This window comes from Chelativorans sp. AA-79, assembly GCF_029457495.1.
Lineage (GTDB): Bacteria > Pseudomonadota > Alphaproteobacteria > Rhizobiales > Rhizobiaceae > Chelativorans.
Genome location: NZ_CP120361.1, coordinates 462,915 through 483,726, shown reverse-complemented (window position 1 = coordinate 483,726; position 20,812 = coordinate 462,915). Strand labels below are relative to the sequence as shown.

Genomic DNA, 20,812 nt, shown 5'->3' with positions numbered 1-20,812 from the left:
TCCTTGATGTCAGCGTATGGCTTCGCCGGTTTCGCTCGCGAAGAGATGCGCCTTGTTTGCGGCCGGGATCAGCGGGAGCGTGTCGCCGGGCCTGGGCCGCAGGTCGGGCGACACGCGGGCGATCGCGTCGATACCGCCCGCCTTGAAGTGGACGAGCGTGTCGGAGCCGAGCGGCTCGACAAGGCTCACCTGCGCCTTGAAGGCGGCCGGGTCGTCCGGTTTGAACAGGAAGTGCTCCGGGCGTACGCCGAGCACCAGCGCCTCGCCGTTTTCCACGCCGGCCGGCCGCCTTTCGAACAGGCGTGCTGCCTCTATGGACCGTCCGTCCTCAAGGCTGATCTCGCTGCCGGAGATGCGGACCGGGATAAAGTTCATCGAAGGCGAACCGATGAAGCCGGCGACGAACAGGTTCGCCGGCTTTTCGTAGACATCCTCCGGGCTGCCCACCTGCTGGATGATTCCGGACTTCATCACGACGATGCGGTCCGCCATGGTCATCGCCTCGATCTGGTCATGGGTGACGAACACCATGGTGGTGCGCAATTGCTGCGACAGCGCCTTGATTTCGGCGCGCACCTGCGCACGCAGCTTGGCATCCAGGTTCGACAGGGGCTCGTCGAAAAGGAAGACCTTGGGATCGCGCACGATGGCCCGTCCCATCGCAACCCTCTGGCGCTGCCCCCCCGAAAGCGCCTTCGGCCGGCGGTCGAGCAACCCGTCGATATGCAGGAGCGTGGCCGCCTTCTTCACGCGCTCGTCGATTTCGGCCTTGCTCATGCCGCGCATCTCGAGTGCGAAGGCCATGTTCTGCCGCACGGTCATGTGCGGGTAGAGTGCATAGTCCTGAAAGACCATGGCGATATCGCGCCGAGCAGCGGGCACGGTGTTGACGCGCTCGTCACCGATATGGACATCCCCCTCGTTCACCGTCTCCAGTCCGGCGAGAATGCGCAAGAGGGTGGATTTGCCGCATCCGGAAGGACCGACGAGGACCACGAATTCGTGGTCAGGGATGTCGAGGCTCAAATCGGGAATGACGGTCACGCTGCCGAAGCGCTTGACCAGGTTCCTGATGCGTATGGACGCCATCAATTGGACTCCTCGAACGCGAGAACGGGTTTGATCGAGCGCCCGCGGGCGAAATGCGCGAAGCGCTCCGGCAGGGCGTCGAGACCGAACCGCTCGTCCACCAGGCGCGCGTACTGCTTCCTGTGAGCGCGCAGCAGTTCCAGGTTTGCCGGGAAATCCTGCTTGGGGAAATAGAAGGTTCTGAGCATCACGAAGTCCTTGCGCCGGAACACCTTGTCCTCCGTGATGGTCCAGGGGGCGGCGTTCTCGCCCACCAGCACGATCACGCCCTTGGGCAGGATGAGCTCGATGGCGAGGTTGCGCGCGGCATGCGCGCCAGAGCACTCCACGATCATGCTGAAACGCTTTGCACGGCTGCCGACCGGATGCGCGACGGCGCCGAAATCGGTCGCGATCGCCAGCCGCTCCTCGTTGGGATCGGAGACATGGACATTGACGAAGCCGAGCGCCTTCAGTGCCAGAATGACACCCAGGCCGACGGGTCCGGCGCCGGTCACCAGCACGTCCGGCTCCTTCTCGGCCGGCACGATCCGGCCCGCTTCCCTGACGGCATGGGCGGACGTGCCGATCGTATCGAGAAGCAGCGGGCCCAGATCGTCCTCGATGTCGTCGGGAACCGGCAGCAGGCAATTGTCCGGCACCGCCACATATTCGCAGTAGCCGCCGTCCCGGTTCCAGCCGATGAGCGAAGAGACGGTGAGGCACATCTGCGTGTCGCCCGCCAGGCAGGCTTCGCATTCACCGCAATGAAGCGGGATGTAGACGGCGCAGCGTTGGCCGTCCATGGCGTGGCCGCGGTGCTCCACGCGCCCGAAGATCTCGTGGCCTGCGATATGCTCGGCCCCCTTGTGCCACAGCTTGAAATCGGAGCCGCAGAGCGCGGTGCGCAGCACGCGCACCAGCGCCTCGCCCGTTGCCGGCACGGGCATGGGCTTTTCTTCTATGGTGATCCGGTCGTCGCCGTGAAAATCGGCTGCCCGCATGGTTGGTGGATTCGGCATGACTTCACCCTTTGACGGCGCCCAGCGTCAGGCCCGAGACGAGCCAGCGCTGGACGATGACAGCGAGGACGAGAGGCGGCAGGGCGATCAGGGTGGCGGCCGCCATGAGCGCGCCCCAGTTGGTCGACCCCTCTCCGATGAAGTTGAAGGAAGCGGCGATCAGCGTCTTCGTGTCGGAATTGGACAGCACGAGCGCGAAGAGGAAGTAATTCCAGGAGAACACGAAGGCGAGAATGCCCGAGACCGCAAGACCGGAAGTCACGAGAGGCAGCGCGATGCGATGGAAGACGCGAAACGTCGAGCAGCCGTCCACCTGCGCGGCCTCGAAGATGCTGCGCGGAATGTTGTCGAAGAAAGGCATAAGTACCCAGATGACGATCGGCATGGTTATGACCGCATGGGTGAAGATGAGCGCCCAATAGCTGCCGATCATGTCAACCTGACGGAACATCACGTACCACGGCAGAAGGAAGAGCGTACCCGGCGCCATGCGCGCGACGAGCGCGACGATGGCCGGCCAGGTGATCCGAGTCCAGGACACGACGAATGCTGCCGGCGCGCCGAGCAGGATGCCAAGCGCCGTCGAGACTGAAGTGACGATCACGCTGTTGATGCCGTACTGGATGAAGGGTGTCGTTTCCGACAAGGAGACGTAGTTCGAAAGCGTCGGCGTGAACAACAGCGTCGGCGGATAGGCCGTGACCTCGTGCGAAAGCTTGAAGGACGACAAGACCATCCACAGCGTGGGCGCGATGACGATGATGCCCGCCAACGCCAGAAGGATCACGTTGAGATAACCGAGCCAGCGGTCGGCGGAAGCGCTGCTGTTCATATCTCTCCTCCTACCAGGCCACCGCGTTGCGGAGCCGGTTGAGCGCAAGCACCACGCCGAGCACCATGACCGACAGCGTGATCATCAGAGCGCCGGCATAGCCGAGCTGGAAGAATTCGAAGCCGGTCCTGAAACCGTAGATGTTGAGCGTCGTGGAGGCGTTGGCCGGGCCGCCCTGCGTCGTGATGTAGATGAGGTCGAAGAAGCGCAGGAGATCGACGCTGCGCAGCACCGTCGCCGTGACAAGGGTCGGCAGGAGCAGCGGCAGGGTGATTCGAAGAAGGGTCTTCGTCCTGGATGCGCCGTCGATCTCGGCGGCTTCGTAGACGCTGGGCGGCAGCGATTGCAGCCCGCCGAGCACGATGAGCGCCACATAGGGCGTCCATTGCCAGGTATCGACCAGCGCGAGCGTGGGAATGACCAGGGCGGGTGAGGCGAGCCAGTTCGACGGCGGCAGGCCGAGCGAGGTGAGAATATAGTTCGCCGCGCCCAGCGAGGGGTCGAGAATAATGAGCCACATCATTCCCGCCACCACCGGCGGCAGCATGAAGGGCGATATGAAGAGCGAGCGGATGATGCCCGGCAGCCGGCGCGCCCGGAAGAGAAGCAGCGCCAGCGCGGTGCCGCAGACGAGCTGCAGCACCAGGGACAGGGCGTAGAGATAGAACGTGATCCAGAGCCCGTTCCAGAACTGCGTGTCGTTCACCATGCGCGCATAGTTCGCCGCACCGTCGAAACGCATCATCCCGGTCGCGGAAACCGCCTGGAAGCTGATCCAGATCGTATAGCAGAACGGGAAGGCGATCATCGCCACGGTAAAGATGACCGAAGGTGCCGCAAGGGCGGCAAGCTGAGCCCGTTGGGAATTCGACGTGTCCATCCGGCGCTCCGCATTCAGCCCGCGAGATAACCGCCGTCGACAGCGAAGACGCTGCCGGTGACGTAGGAGGACGCGGGCATGGCGAGATGGACGACCGTGGCCGCCAGGTCCTCCGGCTGGCCCCAGCGCTTCAAGGCCGTACGCTCGGCGATCCGCTCGTAGTGCACCCGGTCCTTGCGGCCCTCCGCATTGATCGCGGTTTCGATGAAGCCCGGCGCCACCGCGTTGACGCGAATGCCGTCCGCGGCCCAGGCATGCGCCAGCGCCTTGGTGAGCATCACGACCCCAGCCTTGCTCGCGCAATAGGCGGGAATGCGCGGCAGCGCGGTGAAGGCGTTCATGGAAGCGATGTTGACGATGGAGCCTCCCCTTTCCGCGAGTGCGGCGCGAAAGGCCAGGCAGGTACTGAACGTGCCGGTCAGGTTGACCTCGATCACCTTGCGGAACGTCTCGCGATCATATTCCTCGTCCCGCCGCAGAATGCCGGCGCAGTTGACGAGCGCGTCGACTGCATCGAAGCGGCCTGCATAGCGGCAGACAGCGCCGTCATCCGTCACGTCGAGACATTCGAGCGACAGACGGGGATGGCCCTCCGGCGCGAGGCGAGCGATTTCATCCTCGCTGACACCGGTCGCGCTCACCTCCGCGCCAAGCTTGAGAAAGAGCCGGACGATCGCCGTTCCGATACCGCCGGCGCCGCCGATTACAACGGCGCGGAATCCCGGCGTCAGTTCGAATGGGCTGCTTGGCATTCGGGCTAATCCGATTAGGGGCCGCCCGCATGCGAGCGGCCCGTTGAACGGGATGTGGAACTACTCGCGCGCGATCAGCGCGTTGAGCTGTTCGTCGGCGGCAGCGCAGGCCTCGTCTACCGTGCTCGTGCCGAGGAGGACGGCGTTGACCGCCTGGCCGATATACTCGCGCGATTCCGGATTCTGGACGATGGGATAGCCGACTTCCGAGGTGCCCTTGTCGGCCAGGTGCTCCAATGCCTCCTGCCAATGCTGGCGCACCGGCTGCTCCTCGAGCCAAGCCTGGTAGTCGGGGTCGGAGGCCACCGCGTTGCGTGGCGGTGCGATGCCTTCGAGCGCGAGTTTCGCCTGCATCTCAGGGCTGCTCGCCCACTGCACGAAGTACCAGGCCGCCTCCGGGTTGGAGCTGAACTGCGAGACGGCCAGCGCCCAGCCGATCGTGGTCGGGTGAGAGCCGCCCTCGCCCGCCGGCAGCGGCACGATCGCCGTATCCTCGAGCCGGGCGCCGCCTTCCATGACGGCTGGGAATTCGTTCGAGGACTGGAATGACATGGCCGAACGGCCCTCGCGATAAAGCGAGGTGAGCTGATAGAAGGAGTAGTTGACCACGCCCGGCGGGCCATAGTCCTTCAGCAATGAGGCATAGAGCGAAATCGCCTTCTTGCCCTCCTCCGAGCAGAGGTTCGACTTCCCGTCCGCCATGTAGCTTCCGCCCATATTGTGAAGGAAGTTGCTGAAAGTATAGGGAAGCGCCGGCGCGAGCCCGCGCGAGGCGAAGGCCGTCATGTCGGGAGCGCACTTCTTGAGCTCCGCCGCGACCTCGGAGATCCCCGCAAGGCTCTCGGGGGGATTGAGCCCGCACTTCTCGAACACGTCGGTGCGATAGTAGAGAAGCGGCCCCTCGATGTTCAGGGGAACGCCCGTCAGCGCGCCGTCGAAGGTGGCCGCTTCCACGAGTGCGGGGCTGAAGCCCTTGAAATCGTATTCCGGAGCGGCGTTTTCAGTGGTGTAGGGCAGAAGGTCCTCGTACCAGCCGGCCGCCGCGAACTGCATGCCTTCGCGGGACGGCAGGGTCATGAAGATGTCCACCTCGTCGCTGCGCGCGTTCATGACGGTCAGCAGGCGCTGCCGCATCTGCTGCTCCTGATAGCTGTCGACGCGGAGCGTGATCCCCGTCAGCGCCTCGAACTCGTCCTTGTATTTCAGGACGGTCGTCGCCCACGGATTGTTGTTGGCGAGGAAGGTGATCGTCTCGCCTTCATGCGCCTTCCAGTCGAATTCCTGCGCCGCTGCAACAGCACCCCAGGCGGCGGGCAGAAGCAGCGCCGCGGCGAGGGTCGGCAGTGTTTTCAATGATGATCGCACGATGAGTCCTCCCTGGTCCAGGTCCGCTGCCCGCAAAGGCGTGCGGAACAGTGAGCGATTTCACTGTAACCGGTTACATATCTTCCGATCCCGGCAATGTCAATTCGGAGCGGGCACACATGAGTGACTCTTTCCTGAATTCGCTAGATGCCCGCCAAATGATTGCATTTCCAGCCAACCTGTTGCAAGAAAGCCGGATGCATAGCGCACCCGAAACAGCATGAAACCGATTTCTAAAAAACCGACGACCACGCTTCTCGACGAGGCAAAATCCGTTGGAATCCGCGAAGTGGCGAAGCGGGCGGGCGTCTCTACCGCGACGGTTTCCCGCGCGCTCAACAACCCTGAGTCGGTGAGTGCCGGGCTTCGCGCGCGCATCAACACGGTGATCGACGAAATCGGTTACATCCCCGATGCCTCCGCCCGTGCCCTGTCCAGCCGGCGGACCCGCACGATCGGAGCCATCGTGCCGACCATCGACAATGCGATGTTCGCGCGCGGTCTGCAGTCGCTGCAGTCCTACCTGGCGACGAAGGACTACCTGCTTCTGCTTTCCACCAATGAGTATGATCTCGACATCGAGCTCAAGCAGGCGCGCAACCTCGTCAGCCGCGGCATAGACGGGCTTATCCTGCGCGGAGACAAGCGGCATGATGAGCTGCGCAAACTTCTGCTTTCGCAGAAGATCCCTTTCGTGAATGTCGGCGTCTACGAGCCGGAAAAGCCCTATCCCAGCATCGGCGTGGACAACGCGGCGGCGGGGCGGCGCATCACGCAGCATCTGATCGAGCTCGGCCACAGGCGCGTGGGAATCGTGGCGGCGATGCAGAGGAACAACGACCGCGCGCAGGCCCGCCTCACCGGGGTCCTCCAGGTTCTGGAGGAGCATGACGCGCCGCCGCCGGAACGCTGGATGGTGCAGGTCAACTACAATCTCGATGATGCGCGCCAGGCGGCGCGCTACATCCTGGCGGAAGGCGACCGGCCGACAGCGCTGGTCTGCGGCAACGACGTCATCGCCTATGGCGTGATGCTGGAGGCGCAGAAGCTCGGCATCCCGGTTCCGCAGCAACTTTCGGTCGTCGGCTTCGATGATCTCGAATGGAGCCGCCATCTGCAGCCGAGCCTGACGACGATCCACATGCCGACCGACGAGATCTGGGTCCGGGCGGGCGAATATCTCGTGGAGCATCTGGCGGGCGCGCCGGCGATCATGCATCGCGAGATAGATTTTTCCCTGGTGGTTCGCGAATCCACTGCGCCGCCTCCCAAAGACTGAGGGTCCCACCCATGGACATATCCTTCGAAACCGCAGAGATCACACCGCATGTCTTCCGGGTGCCGATCGACGTGCCTGTGGTGACCTCCTTCGGAGAGATGCGGGACCGTCCAGCCCTTTTCGTTCAGGTGCGGTCCTCCGACGGAGCCGAAGGCTGGGGGGAGGTCTGGTGCAACTTTCCCTCGGTCGGCGCCGAGCATCGCGCCCGGCTCATCCAGTCGACGCTGGCGCCCTTGTGCAAGTCGAGGCGCTTTGACGATCCCTCGGAAGCCTTCCGCCGGCTCACCGCCGCGACCGAAGTGCTCGCCATTCAAAGCGGTGAGCCCGGTCCGCTCGCGCAGGCGGTCGCGGGCCTGGACATTGCGCTCTGGGACCTGGTCGCCAGAAGAGCGCGCAAGCCGCTTTACCGGATGTTCCGCGAGGAGGAGATCGGGTCCGTGCCGGCCTATGCCAGCGGCCTGAACGCCGATCGGCCGGAGATCCTGGCACTGCGCAAGCACGCGGAGGGCTATCGCCGGTTCAAGCTCAAGGTCGGCTTCGGGCAGGAGCGCGATGTGCGCAACTTGCGCGCATTGCGGGAGGCCTTCGGTCCGGGAACACCGATCATGGTGGACGCCAATCAGGCGTGGACTTTTGAGGAAGCGGTGGAGATGAGCGCCGCCCTTGCGCCCTTTGGGCCGGTGTGGCTCGAAGAGCCTCTGCGCGCCGATGCTCCGTTGTCGGATTGGCAGCGGCTGACGCGCGGTTCGCCAATCCCGGTGGCCCTGGGCGAGAATCTTCGCGGCGATGCGGCATTCAGGCAGATGATGGAGTCGGGCGGCATATCGGTCCTGCAACCCGATATCGGCAAATGGGGTGGCTTCAGCCGCTGTGTCGCGATCGGCCGCCGGGCGCTGGAACACGGGATCAGCCTGTGCCCGCATTGGCTCGGCGGCGGTATCGGCCTCATGGCCTCCCTGCATTTCCTGGCGGCCGTCGGCGGTGACGGTGTGCTTGAAGTCGATTCGAACCCAAATCCCCTGCGCGACCGTTTCATTCTCGGCTTTCCCGATATCACATCCGGCAATATGCGCGTTCCGGAGGGGTACGGTCTGGGCGTGGCGCCCGATCTGGACGGGCTCGAGCGCTACCGGGTCGCACTGCCGGTATGAGCGGTCAGGTGGTGGCGTCGCGCGCCCGTGCGGCGCCCTCGCCCTGGCGTTCGAGCCACGCACGATAATCGCGTCCGGTATTCTCGATATGCCGTGACAGGAGCGTGCAAAAGGCCTGCTCGTCGCCCGTTTCCAGCATCCCGCAGAGCATCGTGTGGGCGCCGAGCGAGCGATCGACCACATGCCGGTCGTCGTGGGCGCGCGTGCGCAGCGCCCCGATCTTGGCGGCGATGAGCCCGTAACCATCGCGGATATACCCGTTCCCGCAGCACTCGATGAGCACCAGATGAAACTGCGCATCGAGTTTGCGGTAGGCGGCGAAGTCGTTGTCTGCCAGCGCCTTGTGCATGTCGTTCACGACGATGCGCATCCTGCGACACGCTTCACTCCGGTCGCCGGCCATGATGCGGCGGGCCGCTGCGAGTTCGAGCAGCCGGCGGAACTCGGCGATCTGGTCGATCTCCGCCTCCTCGATACGGAAGATCGAGGTGCCGCGTTGGGGGTCGATCTGCACCAGGCCCTCGCGCCTCAGTTCCTGCAGCGCCTCCCGCACGGGCGTCTTGCTGATGCCGAGCATCTTGGAGAGCCGGATTTCCGAAACCTGGTCGCCGAGCTTCAAGCGCCCCTCGATGATGGCGTTGCGCAGCTCCCGCAACGCCATTTCAGACAGCGATTCCGGCCTGTTGAGACGTAGCAGATCCAAATCCGTTCCCCTGACACCGACGGAATCTTTTAGCGCGCGGCTGGGGCTTTGCCTAGACAGTATCTGGAATATCAGATATTGATCCGGCAGAAAGCGGGGTTGAGGAGCAAAGTGCGCTTTCGAAAAAAAGGGAGGTTTCATTGACTTCGATCCACTCGTGCAGGCGTGTGTCCGCGCTGTTCGCCACTTCGGCCCTGGCTATGGCGGCCGTCGTCACCGCCGCGACCGCGCAGGAGAAGATCACGCTGACTTTCGCCAACTGGGCGTCCGCGGAAGCTGCGACGCGCCCTGGAATCGAAAAGGTGATCGCCGATTTCGAGGCGGCCAATCCGAACATTGAGATCGAGAGCGAAGCTATTTCGTTCTCCGAGATCGCAAGGCAGCTTGTCCTGCGGGTCCGCTCCGGCAATCCGCCGGATGTTTCCCAGCTTGCCGGCAACGACACCTTCCTGCTTGCCGCGACAGGAAAGCTCGAACCGCTCGATGAGTATGTCGCAAGGCTGGACGTGGAGTTGACCGGGCTGGAGGATCTCAGACTCGACAGCAAGCTGATCGCGCTGCCGTGGAACCACGCGCCTGCCGGCCTGTGGTACAACAAGGCCATCATGGAGGAAGCCGGGCTCGACCCCGAGAACCCGCCGAAGACGATCGATGAGCTGATGGAGGCGATGGCCGCCGTCAAGGAAAGCCAGCCGGACGTCATTCCGCTAGGCCTCGACACCACGAACCGCGCCTTTTCCATGAGTTCCAACTGGCCCTGGATGCGCACCTTCGGCGCCCAGCCGGTGGGCGAAGGCGCAACGGGTGCCGAGTCACCCGAGATGAAGGCCTATCTCCAGTGGATGCGCGATCTCGCGCAGAAGGGCTACATCGACCCCGGCCGCAAGATCGGCGAGTTCCGGCCCCTGGCCGCCCAGGACAAGGTGGCATTCCACTGGGATCAGGTGCTGCTTCAAGGCGTGATCCAGAGCACCAACGGCATGTCGGACGAGGAGTTCTATGAGCATTGGGGCGTTGCCGCCATGCCCACGGGACCCGGCGGGGAATCCCACTCCTTCGAAGGCGGGCATCAGCTCGTCATGTTCGCCGACAGCGAGAAGAAGGAGGCCGCATGGAAGTTCATGCAATATCTGGCGACGTCGCCGGACGCCATCGCGAACTACACGGTCAGCTACAATTCCTCTCTGCCGCCGCTGCAGGAGGCGCCTGAGGCGCTATCCGAAGAACTGGACACGCCGATCTTCAACGCTTTCCGCGAGCGCATCATTCCCACCGTGGCGCCGCAGCCATACGGGCCTGATTTCGCGGCGGCCTCCACTGCGGTGATGGCCGGCGTCCAGCAGGCGGTGACCGGCACCGAGCCGATCGACGATATCGCCGCCTCCGTCCAGAGCCAGCTCGACCGGCAATGAGCAACACGGCCGTGATGGAGAACCAGAAGCCCGTCCGGAGAGCGTCCGGACGGGTGCCATGGCTGGACTGGATGGTGATGCCGACGCTGGCGGTGCTTGCGCTCGTCGTCGGCTATCCGGTCGTCTACACGCTCATGCTGTCCGTGCAGGATTACAACCTGCTGGACATCGTGCCCGGCGGCTATGTGGGCGCGGGCAACTACAGCAGCCTCTTCTCCGACCCGGTCTTCTGGACGGCGCTCTACAACACTGCCGTCTACACCTTCGGAAGCGTTTTCGTCTCGGCGCTTCTCGGCCTCATCTTCGCGCTCCTGCTGGACAATCTGGCAGGTCCGCAGTTTCGGGCCGTCCGGGCGCTCCTTCTGGTGCCCTGGGCCGTGCCCTTCGTCGTCGTCGCCTTCCTGTTCCGCTACATGTACATGCAGAACGGCGGCATCGTGAACGAGATGCTCCTGTGGTCGGGGCTGATCGACCATCCGGTCCCGTGGCTCAACAATGCCGCCCTGGCGATGCCGGCGGTCATGGTCGCCAATATCTGGGCGATGGCGCCGTTCTTCTTTCTCCTTTTGAGCGCGGCGCTCTCCGGGATTCCGAACGAGGTCATCGAATCCGCACGTGTCGATCGCGCGCGGACTTGGAGCATGATCTGGCATATCAAGCTGCCATTCCTGCGAAATCCGTTGATCGTCTCGAGCCTGCTGATGATCATCGCCAACTTCAACGACTTCGCGAAGATCTGGGCCATGACCCAGGGCGGCCCCGGATTCAGCACGACCACCCTCGTGGTCTACGTCTACCGCCTGGCCTTCGAGAATTTCGAATTCGGCTACGCCTCGGCCACCGGCGTGATCTGGCTTCTGCTGCTTCTCGTATTCGCGGTCGCCTATGTGCGCGCGCTCAGGATGAACTGAACATGAGCAATGAAGAGACCTTTCCATCCTCGGCCGCGCTGGGCGCTTCTTCCAGCCGCACCGATGCGTGGCAGCGCTCCGGCAAGGTCGTGCAGATGGCGGCGATCGGCTTTGCGCTCGTGTGGAGCCTCGCGCCGGTCTATTGGATGCTTTCCACCTCGCTCAAGACGGAGCTGGAGGCAACGCGGCTCGACCCGACGCTTTGGCCGCACGAGCCGACACTGGCCAACTATATTGGCCTTGGCGGGGGGACGCTGCCTTTCGTCTCGTTCTTCTTCAATACGGTGGTGAGTTGCTTCCTGACCGCCCTCATCGCGGTCGTCGTCGCCACGCCGGCGGCTTACGCGCTTTCGCGCGCGCAGTTCCGCCTCCGCACGTCGATCGGTTACACGGTGCTCATCGTGCGCATGCTGCCGATGATCGTACTGCTTGCGCCGCTTTATCTGCTTCTGCTCAACGCACAGCTGCTCGACAGCCTTTCCGGCCTCGTCGTCGGCTTCACCACTTTCGGCCTGCCCTTTGCGGTGTGGATGATGAAGAGCTTCATCGACGCCGTTCCGATCGAGGTGGAGGAGGCGGCGCGCGTCGATGGCTATCCCCGATGGCAGGTTCTCCTGCGGGTCGTCGTGCCGCTTGTCTTTCCCGGCATTCTCACCACCGGCACCTTCGTTTTCATGGAGGCGTGGAACAATCTGATCTACCCGCTGACCTTCATCACTTCGCTGGACAAGCAGACGCTGCCGGCAGCCCTCGTGCTGACCTTCACCGGCCAATTCAAAACCGACTGGGGCGGTATGATGGCGGCCGCGACCATCACAACCCTGCCGTTGATGATCGCCTTCTTCGCCGTCCAGCGCTCAATGGTGCGCGGCCTGACCTCGGGAGCGGTTGCCGGTGCCTGAAGATCGCAGGAATTCAGGCCACTTTGCCGGCGCAGTGGCGCTCGTCACGGGTGCGGCCGGCGGCATCGGGCTCGCCACCGCGCGCCTGCTTGCGGCGGAAGGGTGCCGTGTCATGCTCACCGACATCGATGCGGGCGGGCTCGATCGGGCTGCGAAATCCCTTTCCGGCGCTGATATCGCAACGGCGGTTGCCGACCTGTCGCAGCCGGGCGATCGCGAAAAGCTCGTGCCGGCGGTGGTTGGGCGCTGGGGGCGCATCGACGTGCTGGTCAACAACGCGGCCTGGCACGGCTCACGCGTCTCGTTTCTCGACAGTTCCGATGAAGACTGGGAGCAGGTCTTCGCCACCAATGTGACGGCGGTCGCCGTGCTGTCCCGCGCTGCTGCGCGCGACATGCGCGGGCGCCGCTCGGGGTCGATCGTGAACATCGCTTCGGTGCAAGTGGATCTGCCCGTCCCCAGCTACGCCGCCTACGTGGCGAGCAAGGGGGCGATCGTCAGCCTGACCCGGGCGCTGGCCGTCGAGCTTGCCCCGGAAGGAATCCGCGTCAACGCGGTCGCACCCGGCGTGATCGCGACCGAGCATTTTCAGGCCACGTTGAGCGACGTTGGGAGAGATGGAGAGGCATTCGCCATGCCCGCGTCGCTGCTCGGCCGCGAGGGTAGTCCGGACGAAGTCGCAAAGACGATTGCCCATCTCGCATCGGCCGACGCCTCCTTCGTCACCGGCGCCACCCTTCATGTCGATGGCGGGCGGCATATCAGCCGCCGGCCCGATCCCTTTCAGGCCGCCTTCGGTGATCGGCCCATGCACGGAAAGAACTAATGGCAAGCATCACGCTGAGCAATATCGAGAAGTGGTACGGCGAGGTTCAGGTCCTGCACGACTGCAACCTCGAAATCGGAGACCACGAATTCATCGTGCTGGTCGGTCCCTCCGGCTCGGGCAAGACGACATTGCTGCGCATTATCGCGGGGCTCGAGCAGATCAGCGGCGGCGAGCTTTACTTCGACAAGAGCTGTGTGAACGATGTGGATGTGGGTGACCGGGACATCGCCATGGTGTTCCAGAACTACGGGCTGTATCCGCACATGTCCGTCTACGACAACATGGCCTTCGGCCTGCGGCGCCGAAAGCTGGGCAAGCAGGAGATCGACAACAGGGTGCGGCGAGCGGCGGAAATGCTCAACATCGCGCCCTATCTGAACCGCCGGCCACGCCAGCTTTCCGGCGGACAGCGCCAGCGCGTGGCGCTCGGCCGGGCGATCGTCCGTGACCCCGCCGTCTTCCTGCTCGACGAACCGCTGTCGAACCTCGACGCGCATCTGCGTGTCCAGATGCGGGGGGAGATCCTGAAAGTGCACCGTGCCGTGGATGCGACCGCAGTCTATGTGACGCACGACCAGGTGGAAGCACTCACCATGGGTGACCGGATCGTGGTCATGAACGAAGGGCGCATCCACCAGGTGGGCACGCCTGACGAGCTGTACGACCGGCCGGACAACAAGTTCGTGGCCTCGTTCATCGGCACCCCGGCAATGGGTTTCCTCGAATGCCGCATCGAACACGCCGGCGACGAAGTGGCGCTTGTCACGGGGGCCGCGCGGTTCCCGCTTTCGGCCGCGCAGGCGCGCGCGCTTAAGAAGACCCGATCGGACCGGGTCACTGTCGGCATCCGCCCTGAAAGCCTGATCCTGAACGGTGAGGGCGGGAGTCCGATCGACGGCGCTGTCGAGGTGGTGGAGATGCTGGGCTCCGAGCAATTCGTCCATTTCACAACCGATGGGGGACAGCTTACGGCGCGTGTGCCGCGGGACCGGCCCGTCAAGGTCGACCAGAACGTCACGTTCACCGCCGATGCCAAATATCTGCATATCTTCGACAGCACGACCGGGCTGGCCTTGCGCTAGGCAGGGTTTGGGCAGGGCGCACATCAGGAGCTTTTTATGGCACGCATTGCCGCCATCGACACTTTTCGAGTGCCGCCGCGCTGGATTTTCGTCCGCGTCACCACCGATGACGGATACGCAGGCTGGGGTGAGGCGATTGTGCCGAAGCGCTCTCGGGCGGTGGTCGGCGCCATCGAGGACATGGCGGCGAATCTCCAGGGCATGGAGGCGGGGCGAATAGAAGACATCGCCCAGCGCCTGCGCAAGGGCGCCTTCTTTCGCGGTGGCGCGGTGCTGGCGACCGCGGCGGCGGCGATCGAACAGGCCTTGTGGGACATCAAGGGCAAGGTGCACGGCCTTGCCGTTCACGAATTCCTGGGTGGTGCGGTGCGCAACAGGCTCCGCGCCTACGCCTGGATCGGCGGAGACGAGCCGGATGACGTTGTCGAGCACGCCCGCCAGCGCATCGAGCAGGGCTTTACCGCCGTCAAGATGAATGCGACCGCGGCCCTGGGATATGTCGGCGAACTCGAGACCATCGACGCCGCCGCGGCGCGGATGGGGGCCTTGCGCGATGCTTTTGGAAACGGGCTCGACATAGCGCTCGACTTTCATGGCCGGGTACACCGGGCTGCGCTGAAGCCTCTGCTCAAGGAGCTGGAGCAGTTTCGGCCGATGTGGGTGGAGGAACCGGTCACGCCCGAGAACGAGGAGAGCCTCAAAACACTGGCCCGCACTGCGGGCTCGATTCCCGTCGCCACCGGCGAACGGCTCACCTCGCGCTGGGAGTTCAAGCGCCTTCTCGATTCGGGCGCGGTCGATATCATCCAGCCGGATGTCTCGCTGACCGGCCTGTTCGAGCTGGAGAAGATCGCCCGGCTGGCCGAAATCTATGATGTCGCGGTCGCCCCGCACTGCCCCAACGGGCCCGTGTCGCTCGCCGCCTCGCTGCAGGTCGGCTTCTGCTGCCCCAACGTGGTCATCCAGGAACAAAGCCTGGGGCTTCACTATCACCAGGGCTTTTCCGGCCTGCCGCAGGGCGACCTGCTCGACTATCTGACCGACCCGCAGCCGCTCACCGTCGTCGACGGCGCTTTCCCGCTGAATTCCCGAGCGGGGCTGGGCATCGAGCTCGATACGGACAAGATCGCGGCGGCACGGACGGATTGGTATCTGCCCGATCCCGACTGGACGCACGCCGACGGCACCTATGCCGAATGGTGAGCCTATCTCAGGTCGGAGACGTAATGCGCCCGTTCCGTAAGGCAGCGTGAGACGCGCAGCTCCACCGGCTCCTGTGCAAGATCCAGCGCCGTGCGCGAAATATGGAGCATCGGCACGCCGGGGCGGCAGCCGAGCATGCGCGCATCGCGGATGCTCGCGCCGACGGCCTTCAGCTTTTCCGAGGCGCCCGCGATGGTAATGCCCCACCGCTGCGAATAGAGACGGTAGACATTGTTGGGAATTTCCGTCAGCGCCTCGAAGCCGGGAAAGCGGGCGGCAGGAAGCGTGATCGTCTCGATGAGGAGCGGCGCCTGCTGCAGGGTGCGCAGGCGCTCGATCTTCCAGACATCCGCGCCGATCGATATCTTGAGACTCTCGGCCTCTTCCTTGCTGGCGTTTGCAAGCTTCGATTGCAGCACCCGCGAATTGGGAAAGGAACGCTCGCCGCTGTCGGGAACGAGACGGAAGAACTGGAACAGGATCCGGCTTTCCTCCGGCTCGGCCACATAGGTGCCCCGCCCTTGCCGACGGATCAGCAGGTTCTCCGCCGTCATGGCATCGAGGGCCTTGCGCACCGTCCCCTGGCTGACGCCCAATTCGCGGGCCAGATCCATTTCCGAGGGAATGATCTGGCCGGGCTGCCAGCTCCCTTCGATCAGCCGCCGGACGAGGCTTTCCTTCACCTGGAGATAGAGGGGCCTGAACCCGAAAGCCCTGGCTTCGGTAACCTCGGTCATGACGTGCGATCCTGCGTGCGCTTCGCGCCTTTTAACGTCCGGTGATTGACATGGCCACATGCATGTGACTTATATCTTATATAAGACATAAAATATAAGAGCGAGGGCAAAATGCAAAACCCGCATCTTCTCGTGCATGATCATGAGGACAATGTCGGCGTCGTCGTCGTGGAGGATCTCAAGGCGGGCACGGACATGCTGTGCGTCGTCACCGCCGACAACTCGAGCTTTCAGCTTACGGCGAAGGCCGATGTGCCGATCGGTCACAAGGTGGCGCTCAAGGATCTGAGGAACGGCGACACCGCGGTCAAATACGGCGAGGACATCGGCAAGATCATCGCCGACGTCGAAAAGGGCGGACATGTGCACGTCCACAATCTCAAGACCAAGCGCTGGTAAGCCGGGAAGGGCAGTTCAATGGCATCCAAATACGCGAACCTCACTTTCAAGGGCTATCGCCGCGAGAACGGCCGTGTCGGCGTGCGCAACCACGTGGTCATCCTGCCCGTCGACGATATCTCAAACGCCGCTTGCGAAGCGGTCGCCAACAATATCAAGGGCACGCTCGCCCTGCCGCACGCCTATGGGCGTCTGCAATTCGGCGCCGACCTCGACCTGCATTTCCGCACGATGATAGGGACGGGGGCGAACCCCAATGTTGCCGCGGTCGTGGTCATCGGCATCGAGCCGGGCTGGACGAAGAGGATCGTCGACGGCATCGCCGAGACCGGAAAGCCGGTCGCGGGCTTCTCCATCGAGCAGAACGGCGATCTGAAGACGATCATGGACGCCTCCCGCAAGGCGAAGGAGTTCGTCCACCATGCCACGGAGCTGCAGCGCGAGGAGTGCTCCATCTCCGAGTTGTGGGTCTCCACCAAATGCGGCGAGAGCGACACCACCACAGGCCTCGGCTCCTGCCCGACGGTGGGCAACATGTACGACAAGCTCCTGCCCGAGGGCATCTACGGCTGCTTCGGCGAAACGTCGGAGATCACCGGTGCGGAGCACATCGCCAAGGCGCGCGCCATCAATCCGGAGGTCGGCGAGCGCTGGTACCGGATGTGGAAGGCCTATCAGGACGAGGTGATCGAGGCCAACAAGGTCGACGATCTCTCGGAAAGTCAGCCGACCAAGGGCAATATCGAAGGCGGCCTGACGACGATCGAGGAAAAGGCGCTCGGCAATCTGGAGAAGATCGGCCGCACCTCGCGCTACATCGACATCCTCGAACCGGCCGAGGCGCCGAAATCCGGAGCGGGCCTCTATTTCATGGACACATCCTCCGCCGCGGCGGAATGCGTCACCCTGATGGCGGCAGGCGGCTACGTGGTCCACACCTTCCCCACGGGCCAGGGCAATGTCATCGGAAACCCGATCGTTCCGGTCATCAAGATTTCCGCCAACCCGCGCACCGTCCGGACCATGGGCGAGCACATAGACGTGGACGTCTCCGGCATTCTGCGCCGTGAGATGACCCTTGATGACGCAGGCGATGCCCTGATCGACATGATCGCGCGCACGGCCAACGGCCGCAACACGGCGGCCGAGGCGCTCGGACATCGCGAATTCGTCATGACGAAGCTCTACCGCAGCGCCTGACCCGGGCGCTGCAAAACACCAGACCAGGGAGGACGTTATGGTGTTGAAGAAAACCATCCTGTGGGCCGCTGCCGCGGCCTTCACTTTCCTTTCGAATGCCGCCATGGCATTCCCGGACAAGCCGGTGAACTACATCATTCCCTTCAATCCCGGCGGGGAAAGCGACATATCCGCCCGTCTCCAGCAGCCCTTCTTCAAGAAGATCACCGGACAGGATCTGATCATCCAGTACCAGGCGGGTGCAGGCGGCGCTCAGGCCTGGTCCGTGCTCAACGACCAGCCGGGCGACGGCTACACGATCATGGGCACCAACCTGCCGCACATCATCATGCAGCCGCTCCTGCAGGAGCCCGGCTATACGACGGAAGACCTCGTCAACATCTACATGTTCCACTTCACGCCCGACGCGCTGGTCGTGCGTGCCGACAGCGAGTTCAAGTCGCTGCAGGACCTGGTAGAGGCCGCGACCGCTGCGCCCGGGTCCGTTACCGTGGGCGGGACGGCCACCAACTCGGCCAATCACATCGCCAACCAGCGCTTCGCCAACGCGACGGGGGCGAAGCTCACCTACATTCCCTACACCGGCACCGGTGCCACCGTGCCCGCGCTTCTCGGCGGCGAGGTCGATGCTCTTTGGGGGTACACGACCGTGGCGGCCGGCCAAGGAAATGAGGTGCGCATGCTGGCGGTCGCACAGGAGGAGCGGCATCCGCTCTTTCCGGATGTGCCCACCTTCAAGGAACTCGGCATCGACATGGTCGGCGGGGCGTATCGCGGCATCGCAGTACCGAAGTCGACGCCGGAGGCGGTGCGCCGGCAACTCTCCGATATCATCGGCAAAATCAACACGGACTCCGAATTCGTGAAGCAGATGGAGGATGCCGGTTTCGCCATGCTCGACGTTCCCTATGGCGAAATGGACGCGTTCATGGCCGAGAGGAGGCGGATCTACAAGGAAATTGCCGAGCAACTGGCCGCCGAACAGTAGCACGACGAGATGGCCGACCACGGCGTTCGACCGCGGTCGGCCGTTTTGCGAAAGCCGGGAACCCTGCCATGCAGATCGATTTCGGATTCATTCTTGGCCAGGCCTTCAGCCCGTTCAATCTCGTCCTGGCGCTTTCCGGCGTGGTGCTGGGCACGGTCATCGGTGCGCTTCCCGGCCTATCGGCCACTATGGCGATCGCCGTGCTCGTGCCGTTCACCTTCGCAATGGATCCCGCCTCGGGCCTGATCATGCTGGGCGCCATCTATACGGGCGCCATCTATGGCGGCGCCTATGCGGCGATTCTCGTCAACACGCCCGGCACGCCGTCCGCCATCGCGACAACCTTCGACGGGTATCCGATGGCAAAGAGCGGCAATGGCGATCTCGCCATGACGCTCGCGACGCTGGCCAGCGTCATCGGCGGCCTGGTTGGCGCCGTGCTCCTGATGACGCTGGCGCCCATGCTCGCCCAGGTGGCGCTCGCCTTCCATTCCAGCGAGTATTTCTGGCTGGCGGTTCTCGGCCTCACCCTCGTCGCCAGCCTTTCCAGCGGCAACGTGCTGAAGGGCCTGATCGGGGCCACCTTCGGCCTCGTCCTGTCTATGATCGGTGTGGCCGTCATCGGCGGCGACACGCGCTTCACCTTCGGCTCCTCCGTTCTCCTGGGCGGAATCGATATCGTTTCGGCTCTGATCGGCCTCTACTGCATTCCGGTGCTGATCGACATGGTGGCCCGCCCGGAGCGGCATCTGGAGCCGGCGCCGCTTGGCCGCGGCATCCGTTTCTTCGAGGCCGTCGGCCATTGCGCGACCAACGCCTTCAATCTCGTCCGCTCTTCGATCATCGGCACGCTCGTGGGGATTCTGCCGGGTGCCGGTGGCTCGATCGCCTCGCTCGTCTCCTACTCGGAAGCGCGCCGCGCCAGCCGGCATCCCGAGCGTTTCGGGAAAGGTGAGCCGGGCGGGCTGCTTGCCACGGAAAGTGCCAACAACGCCACGGTTGGCGGCGGCTTCATCCCTACGCTGGTGCTTGGGATACCGGGCACGCCGCCGGATGCCGTCATCCTCGGCGCGTTGCTCGTCCAGGGTATCCGCACCGGTCCAGAGCTCTTCACGCAGCAGAGCGGCATCGTCTACGTCTTCATGCTCGGGCTGTTGATCGCCACGGTCCTGATGCTGCCGATGGGGCTGCTGATCGGCCGCTACGCCTACCGTTTCATCGTCAACACACCCAAGACGCTCCTGGTGCCGCTCATTGCCTTCATGACGGTGATGGGCAGCTATTCCATCCATTCCAACCCCCATGACGTGGCCGTCATGGTGGCGATGGGTGTGATCGGCTGGCTGCTCTCTCTGGCCGGCTACGGGCCGTCCCCCATCGTCCTTGGCCTTGTGCTCGGGCAGATTGCCGAGCAGGGCTTCATGCGGGCCTATCTGATCGGCAGGGCGCAAAACGATTTCGGCGGCCAACTCCTGTTCGATCGCCCGATCAGCTGGGGCATTGTCGGCCTGATCCTGCTCACCCTGTGCGTACCACTCATCAGGCAGTTGCGCGCCGGCGCCCAGAAGCCGACGGAGGTCCGCCCATGACGAGGAATTCCGAACCTGGCGTGGCAGGTGTGCAGGAAAAGGACTGGGCCGGCGCCGTCGGCTCCATCCTCTTTGCTGTGCTGGGTCTCTACGTCTTCGTCACCAGCTTCGCCATGTCGCCTATGGCGGCGATGTTCCCGCGCACCGTCGGCGCGGCCATGGCGCTTCTCGCCGTCCTGCAGATCGCGGCATCCCTAACCGGCCGGAGCGGCAGGTCGATGGAGGCGGGCGCCGGCGTGCGGGCGCAGGCGGAGGGAATTGGCCGCCGCATCAGCCTGGTCGTCGTGATGGTCGCGTGGGCGCTGCTGTTCCCGGTCATCGGGATTTTCGTGACCAGTCTTCTCGCTTGCATCGCCCTGATGTTCACCGGCACATTTGGCCGCCAGACACCGCGCCGCCTGTCGATCAACCTGGCGCTGGTCCTGACATTGGTCGTCCTCTTCTACCTTCTCATGTCCAACATACTGAACATCCCCATGCCGCGCGGCCTGCTCATTTAAGGAAACCG

At 63.9% G+C, this 20,812-nt stretch carries 21 protein-coding genes; 13 read left to right on the top strand and 8 right to left on the bottom strand.

All coding sequences use genetic code 11. The annotated features are described in order from the left end of the window. Window positions 1-9: 9 nt before the first annotated feature. The 6 genes from ugpC (PVE73_RS02370) to PVE73_RS02345 are packed head-to-tail and all read right to left on the bottom strand — an operon-like array spanning window position 10 to window position 5,919. A complete protein-coding gene (gene ugpC / locus PVE73_RS02370; RefSeq protein WP_277365407.1) occupies window positions 10-1,089 on the bottom strand; it encodes a sn-glycerol-3-phosphate ABC transporter ATP-binding protein UgpC in 1,080 nt (359 codons plus the stop codon). Further along, a complete protein-coding gene (locus PVE73_RS02365; RefSeq protein WP_277365406.1) occupies window positions 1,089-2,090 on the bottom strand; it encodes an alcohol dehydrogenase catalytic domain-containing protein in 1,002 nt (333 codons plus the stop codon). The genes ugpC (PVE73_RS02370) and PVE73_RS02365 overlap by 1 nt, the downstream gene beginning before the upstream one ends. A gap of 4 nt (window positions 2,091-2,094) precedes the next feature. After that, window positions 2,095-2,922: a carbohydrate ABC transporter permease gene (locus PVE73_RS02360; RefSeq protein ID WP_277365405.1), complete on the bottom strand. Its 828-nt coding sequence runs from the start codon at window positions 2,920-2,922 to the stop codon at window positions 2,095-2,097. Window positions 2,923-2,932: 10 nt separating this feature from the next. Then, a complete protein-coding gene (locus tag PVE73_RS02355) occupies window positions 2,933-3,802 on the bottom strand; it encodes a sugar ABC transporter permease (RefSeq protein ID WP_277365404.1) in 870 nt (289 codons plus the stop codon). A gap of 14 nt (window positions 3,803-3,816) precedes the next feature. Beyond that, a complete protein-coding gene (locus PVE73_RS02350) occupies window positions 3,817-4,554 on the bottom strand; it encodes an SDR family oxidoreductase (RefSeq protein ID WP_277365403.1) in 738 nt (245 codons plus the stop codon). Between the two features lie 60 nt (window positions 4,555-4,614). Continuing rightward, entirely contained in the window at window positions 4,615-5,919 is a 1,305-nt protein-coding gene (locus PVE73_RS02345) for a sugar ABC transporter substrate-binding protein (protein WP_277365402.1), read from the bottom strand. A 220-nt stretch (window positions 5,920-6,139) separates the two neighbouring features. Between PVE73_RS02345 and PVE73_RS02340 the strand changes: the two genes are divergently transcribed. Together PVE73_RS02340 and PVE73_RS02335 are read left to right on the top strand one after the other, a co-directional pair. Beyond that, the gene (locus PVE73_RS02340; protein ID WP_277365401.1) at window positions 6,140-7,198 is read left to right on the top strand and encodes a LacI family DNA-binding transcriptional regulator; all 1,059 of its coding nucleotides are present in this window, start codon (window positions 6,140-6,142) and stop codon (window positions 7,196-7,198) included. 11 nt (window positions 7,199-7,209) lie between these two features. Next, window positions 7,210-8,349, top strand: a complete 1,140-nt coding sequence (locus PVE73_RS02335; RefSeq protein ID WP_277365400.1) for a mandelate racemase/muconate lactonizing enzyme family protein — start codon at window positions 7,210-7,212, stop codon at window positions 8,347-8,349. A 4-nt stretch (window positions 8,350-8,353) separates the two neighbouring features. Here the strand turns inward: PVE73_RS02335 and PVE73_RS02330 are convergent, their stop codons facing one another. Then, window positions 8,354-9,052 carry a GntR family transcriptional regulator gene (locus PVE73_RS02330; protein ID WP_277365399.1) on the bottom strand — a complete coding sequence of 233 codons (699 nt, stop codon included), beginning with the start codon at window positions 9,050-9,052 and terminating at the stop codon, window positions 8,354-8,356. A gap of 140 nt (window positions 9,053-9,192) precedes the next feature. Here PVE73_RS02330 and PVE73_RS02325 point away from each other — a divergent pair, with 140 nt between their 5' ends. The 6 genes from PVE73_RS02325 to dgoD are packed head-to-tail and all read left to right on the top strand — an operon-like array spanning window position 9,193 to window position 15,391. Beyond that, window positions 9,193-10,464, top strand: a complete 1,272-nt coding sequence (locus tag PVE73_RS02325; RefSeq protein ID WP_277365398.1) for an extracellular solute-binding protein — start codon at window positions 9,193-9,195, stop codon at window positions 10,462-10,464. After that, on the top strand, window positions 10,461-11,375 hold the full coding sequence (locus PVE73_RS02320) for a sugar ABC transporter permease (RefSeq protein WP_277365397.1): 915 nt from the start codon (window positions 10,461-10,463) through the stop codon (window positions 11,373-11,375). Before PVE73_RS02325 ends, PVE73_RS02320 begins: the two co-directional genes overlap by 4 nt. A gap of 2 nt (window positions 11,376-11,377) precedes the next feature. Beyond that, a complete protein-coding gene (locus PVE73_RS02315) occupies window positions 11,378-12,277 on the top strand; it encodes a carbohydrate ABC transporter permease (protein ID WP_277365396.1) in 900 nt (299 codons plus the stop codon). Continuing rightward, window positions 12,270-13,103 carry an SDR family oxidoreductase gene (locus tag PVE73_RS02310; protein WP_277365395.1) on the top strand — a complete coding sequence of 278 codons (834 nt, stop codon included), beginning with the start codon at window positions 12,270-12,272 and terminating at the stop codon, window positions 13,101-13,103. The genes PVE73_RS02315 and PVE73_RS02310 overlap by 8 nt, the downstream gene beginning before the upstream one ends. Continuing rightward, complete coding sequence (ugpC, locus tag PVE73_RS02305; protein ID WP_277365394.1) at window positions 13,103-14,188, top strand: sn-glycerol-3-phosphate ABC transporter ATP-binding protein UgpC; 1,086 nt, start codon at window positions 13,103-13,105, stop codon at window positions 14,186-14,188. The genes PVE73_RS02310 and ugpC (PVE73_RS02305) overlap by 1 nt, the downstream gene beginning before the upstream one ends. Before the next feature lie 36 nt (window positions 14,189-14,224). Beyond that, a complete protein-coding gene (gene dgoD, locus PVE73_RS02300; RefSeq protein WP_277365393.1) occupies window positions 14,225-15,391 on the top strand; it encodes a galactonate dehydratase in 1,167 nt (388 codons plus the stop codon). A 2-nt stretch (window positions 15,392-15,393) separates the two neighbouring features. On the opposite strand, the gene PVE73_RS02295 is transcribed toward dgoD, so the two are convergent. Further along, window positions 15,394-16,128, bottom strand: coding sequence for a GntR family transcriptional regulator (locus PVE73_RS02295; protein WP_277365392.1), 735 nt, complete (start codon window positions 16,126-16,128; stop codon window positions 15,394-15,396). Window positions 16,129-16,239: 111 nt separating this feature from the next. Between PVE73_RS02295 and PVE73_RS02290 the strand changes: the two genes are divergently transcribed. The 5 genes from PVE73_RS02290 (at window position 16,240) to PVE73_RS02270 (ending at window position 20,804) form a co-directional block, all read left to right on the top strand. Continuing rightward, a complete protein-coding gene (locus PVE73_RS02290) occupies window positions 16,240-16,527 on the top strand; it encodes a UxaA family hydrolase (RefSeq protein WP_277365391.1) in 288 nt (95 codons plus the stop codon). 18 nt (window positions 16,528-16,545) lie between these two features. Beyond that, window positions 16,546-17,727, top strand: coding sequence for a UxaA family hydrolase (locus PVE73_RS02285; protein WP_277365390.1), 1,182 nt, complete (start codon window positions 16,546-16,548; stop codon window positions 17,725-17,727). Window positions 17,728-17,764: 37 nt separating this feature from the next. After that, window positions 17,765-18,715 (top strand): tripartite tricarboxylate transporter substrate binding protein, encoded by a 951-nt coding sequence (locus tag PVE73_RS02280; protein ID WP_277365389.1) that lies wholly within the window; start codon window positions 17,765-17,767, stop codon window positions 18,713-18,715. 68 nt (window positions 18,716-18,783) lie between these two features. Continuing rightward, window positions 18,784-20,304 (top strand): tripartite tricarboxylate transporter permease, encoded by a 1,521-nt coding sequence (locus PVE73_RS02275; RefSeq protein WP_277365388.1) that lies wholly within the window; start codon window positions 18,784-18,786, stop codon window positions 20,302-20,304. Next, window positions 20,301-20,804: a tripartite tricarboxylate transporter TctB family protein gene (locus PVE73_RS02270; protein ID WP_277365387.1), complete on the top strand. Its 504-nt coding sequence runs from the start codon at window positions 20,301-20,303 to the stop codon at window positions 20,802-20,804. Before PVE73_RS02275 ends, PVE73_RS02270 begins: the two co-directional genes overlap by 4 nt. The last annotated feature ends 8 nt before the right edge of the window (window positions 20,805-20,812 follow it).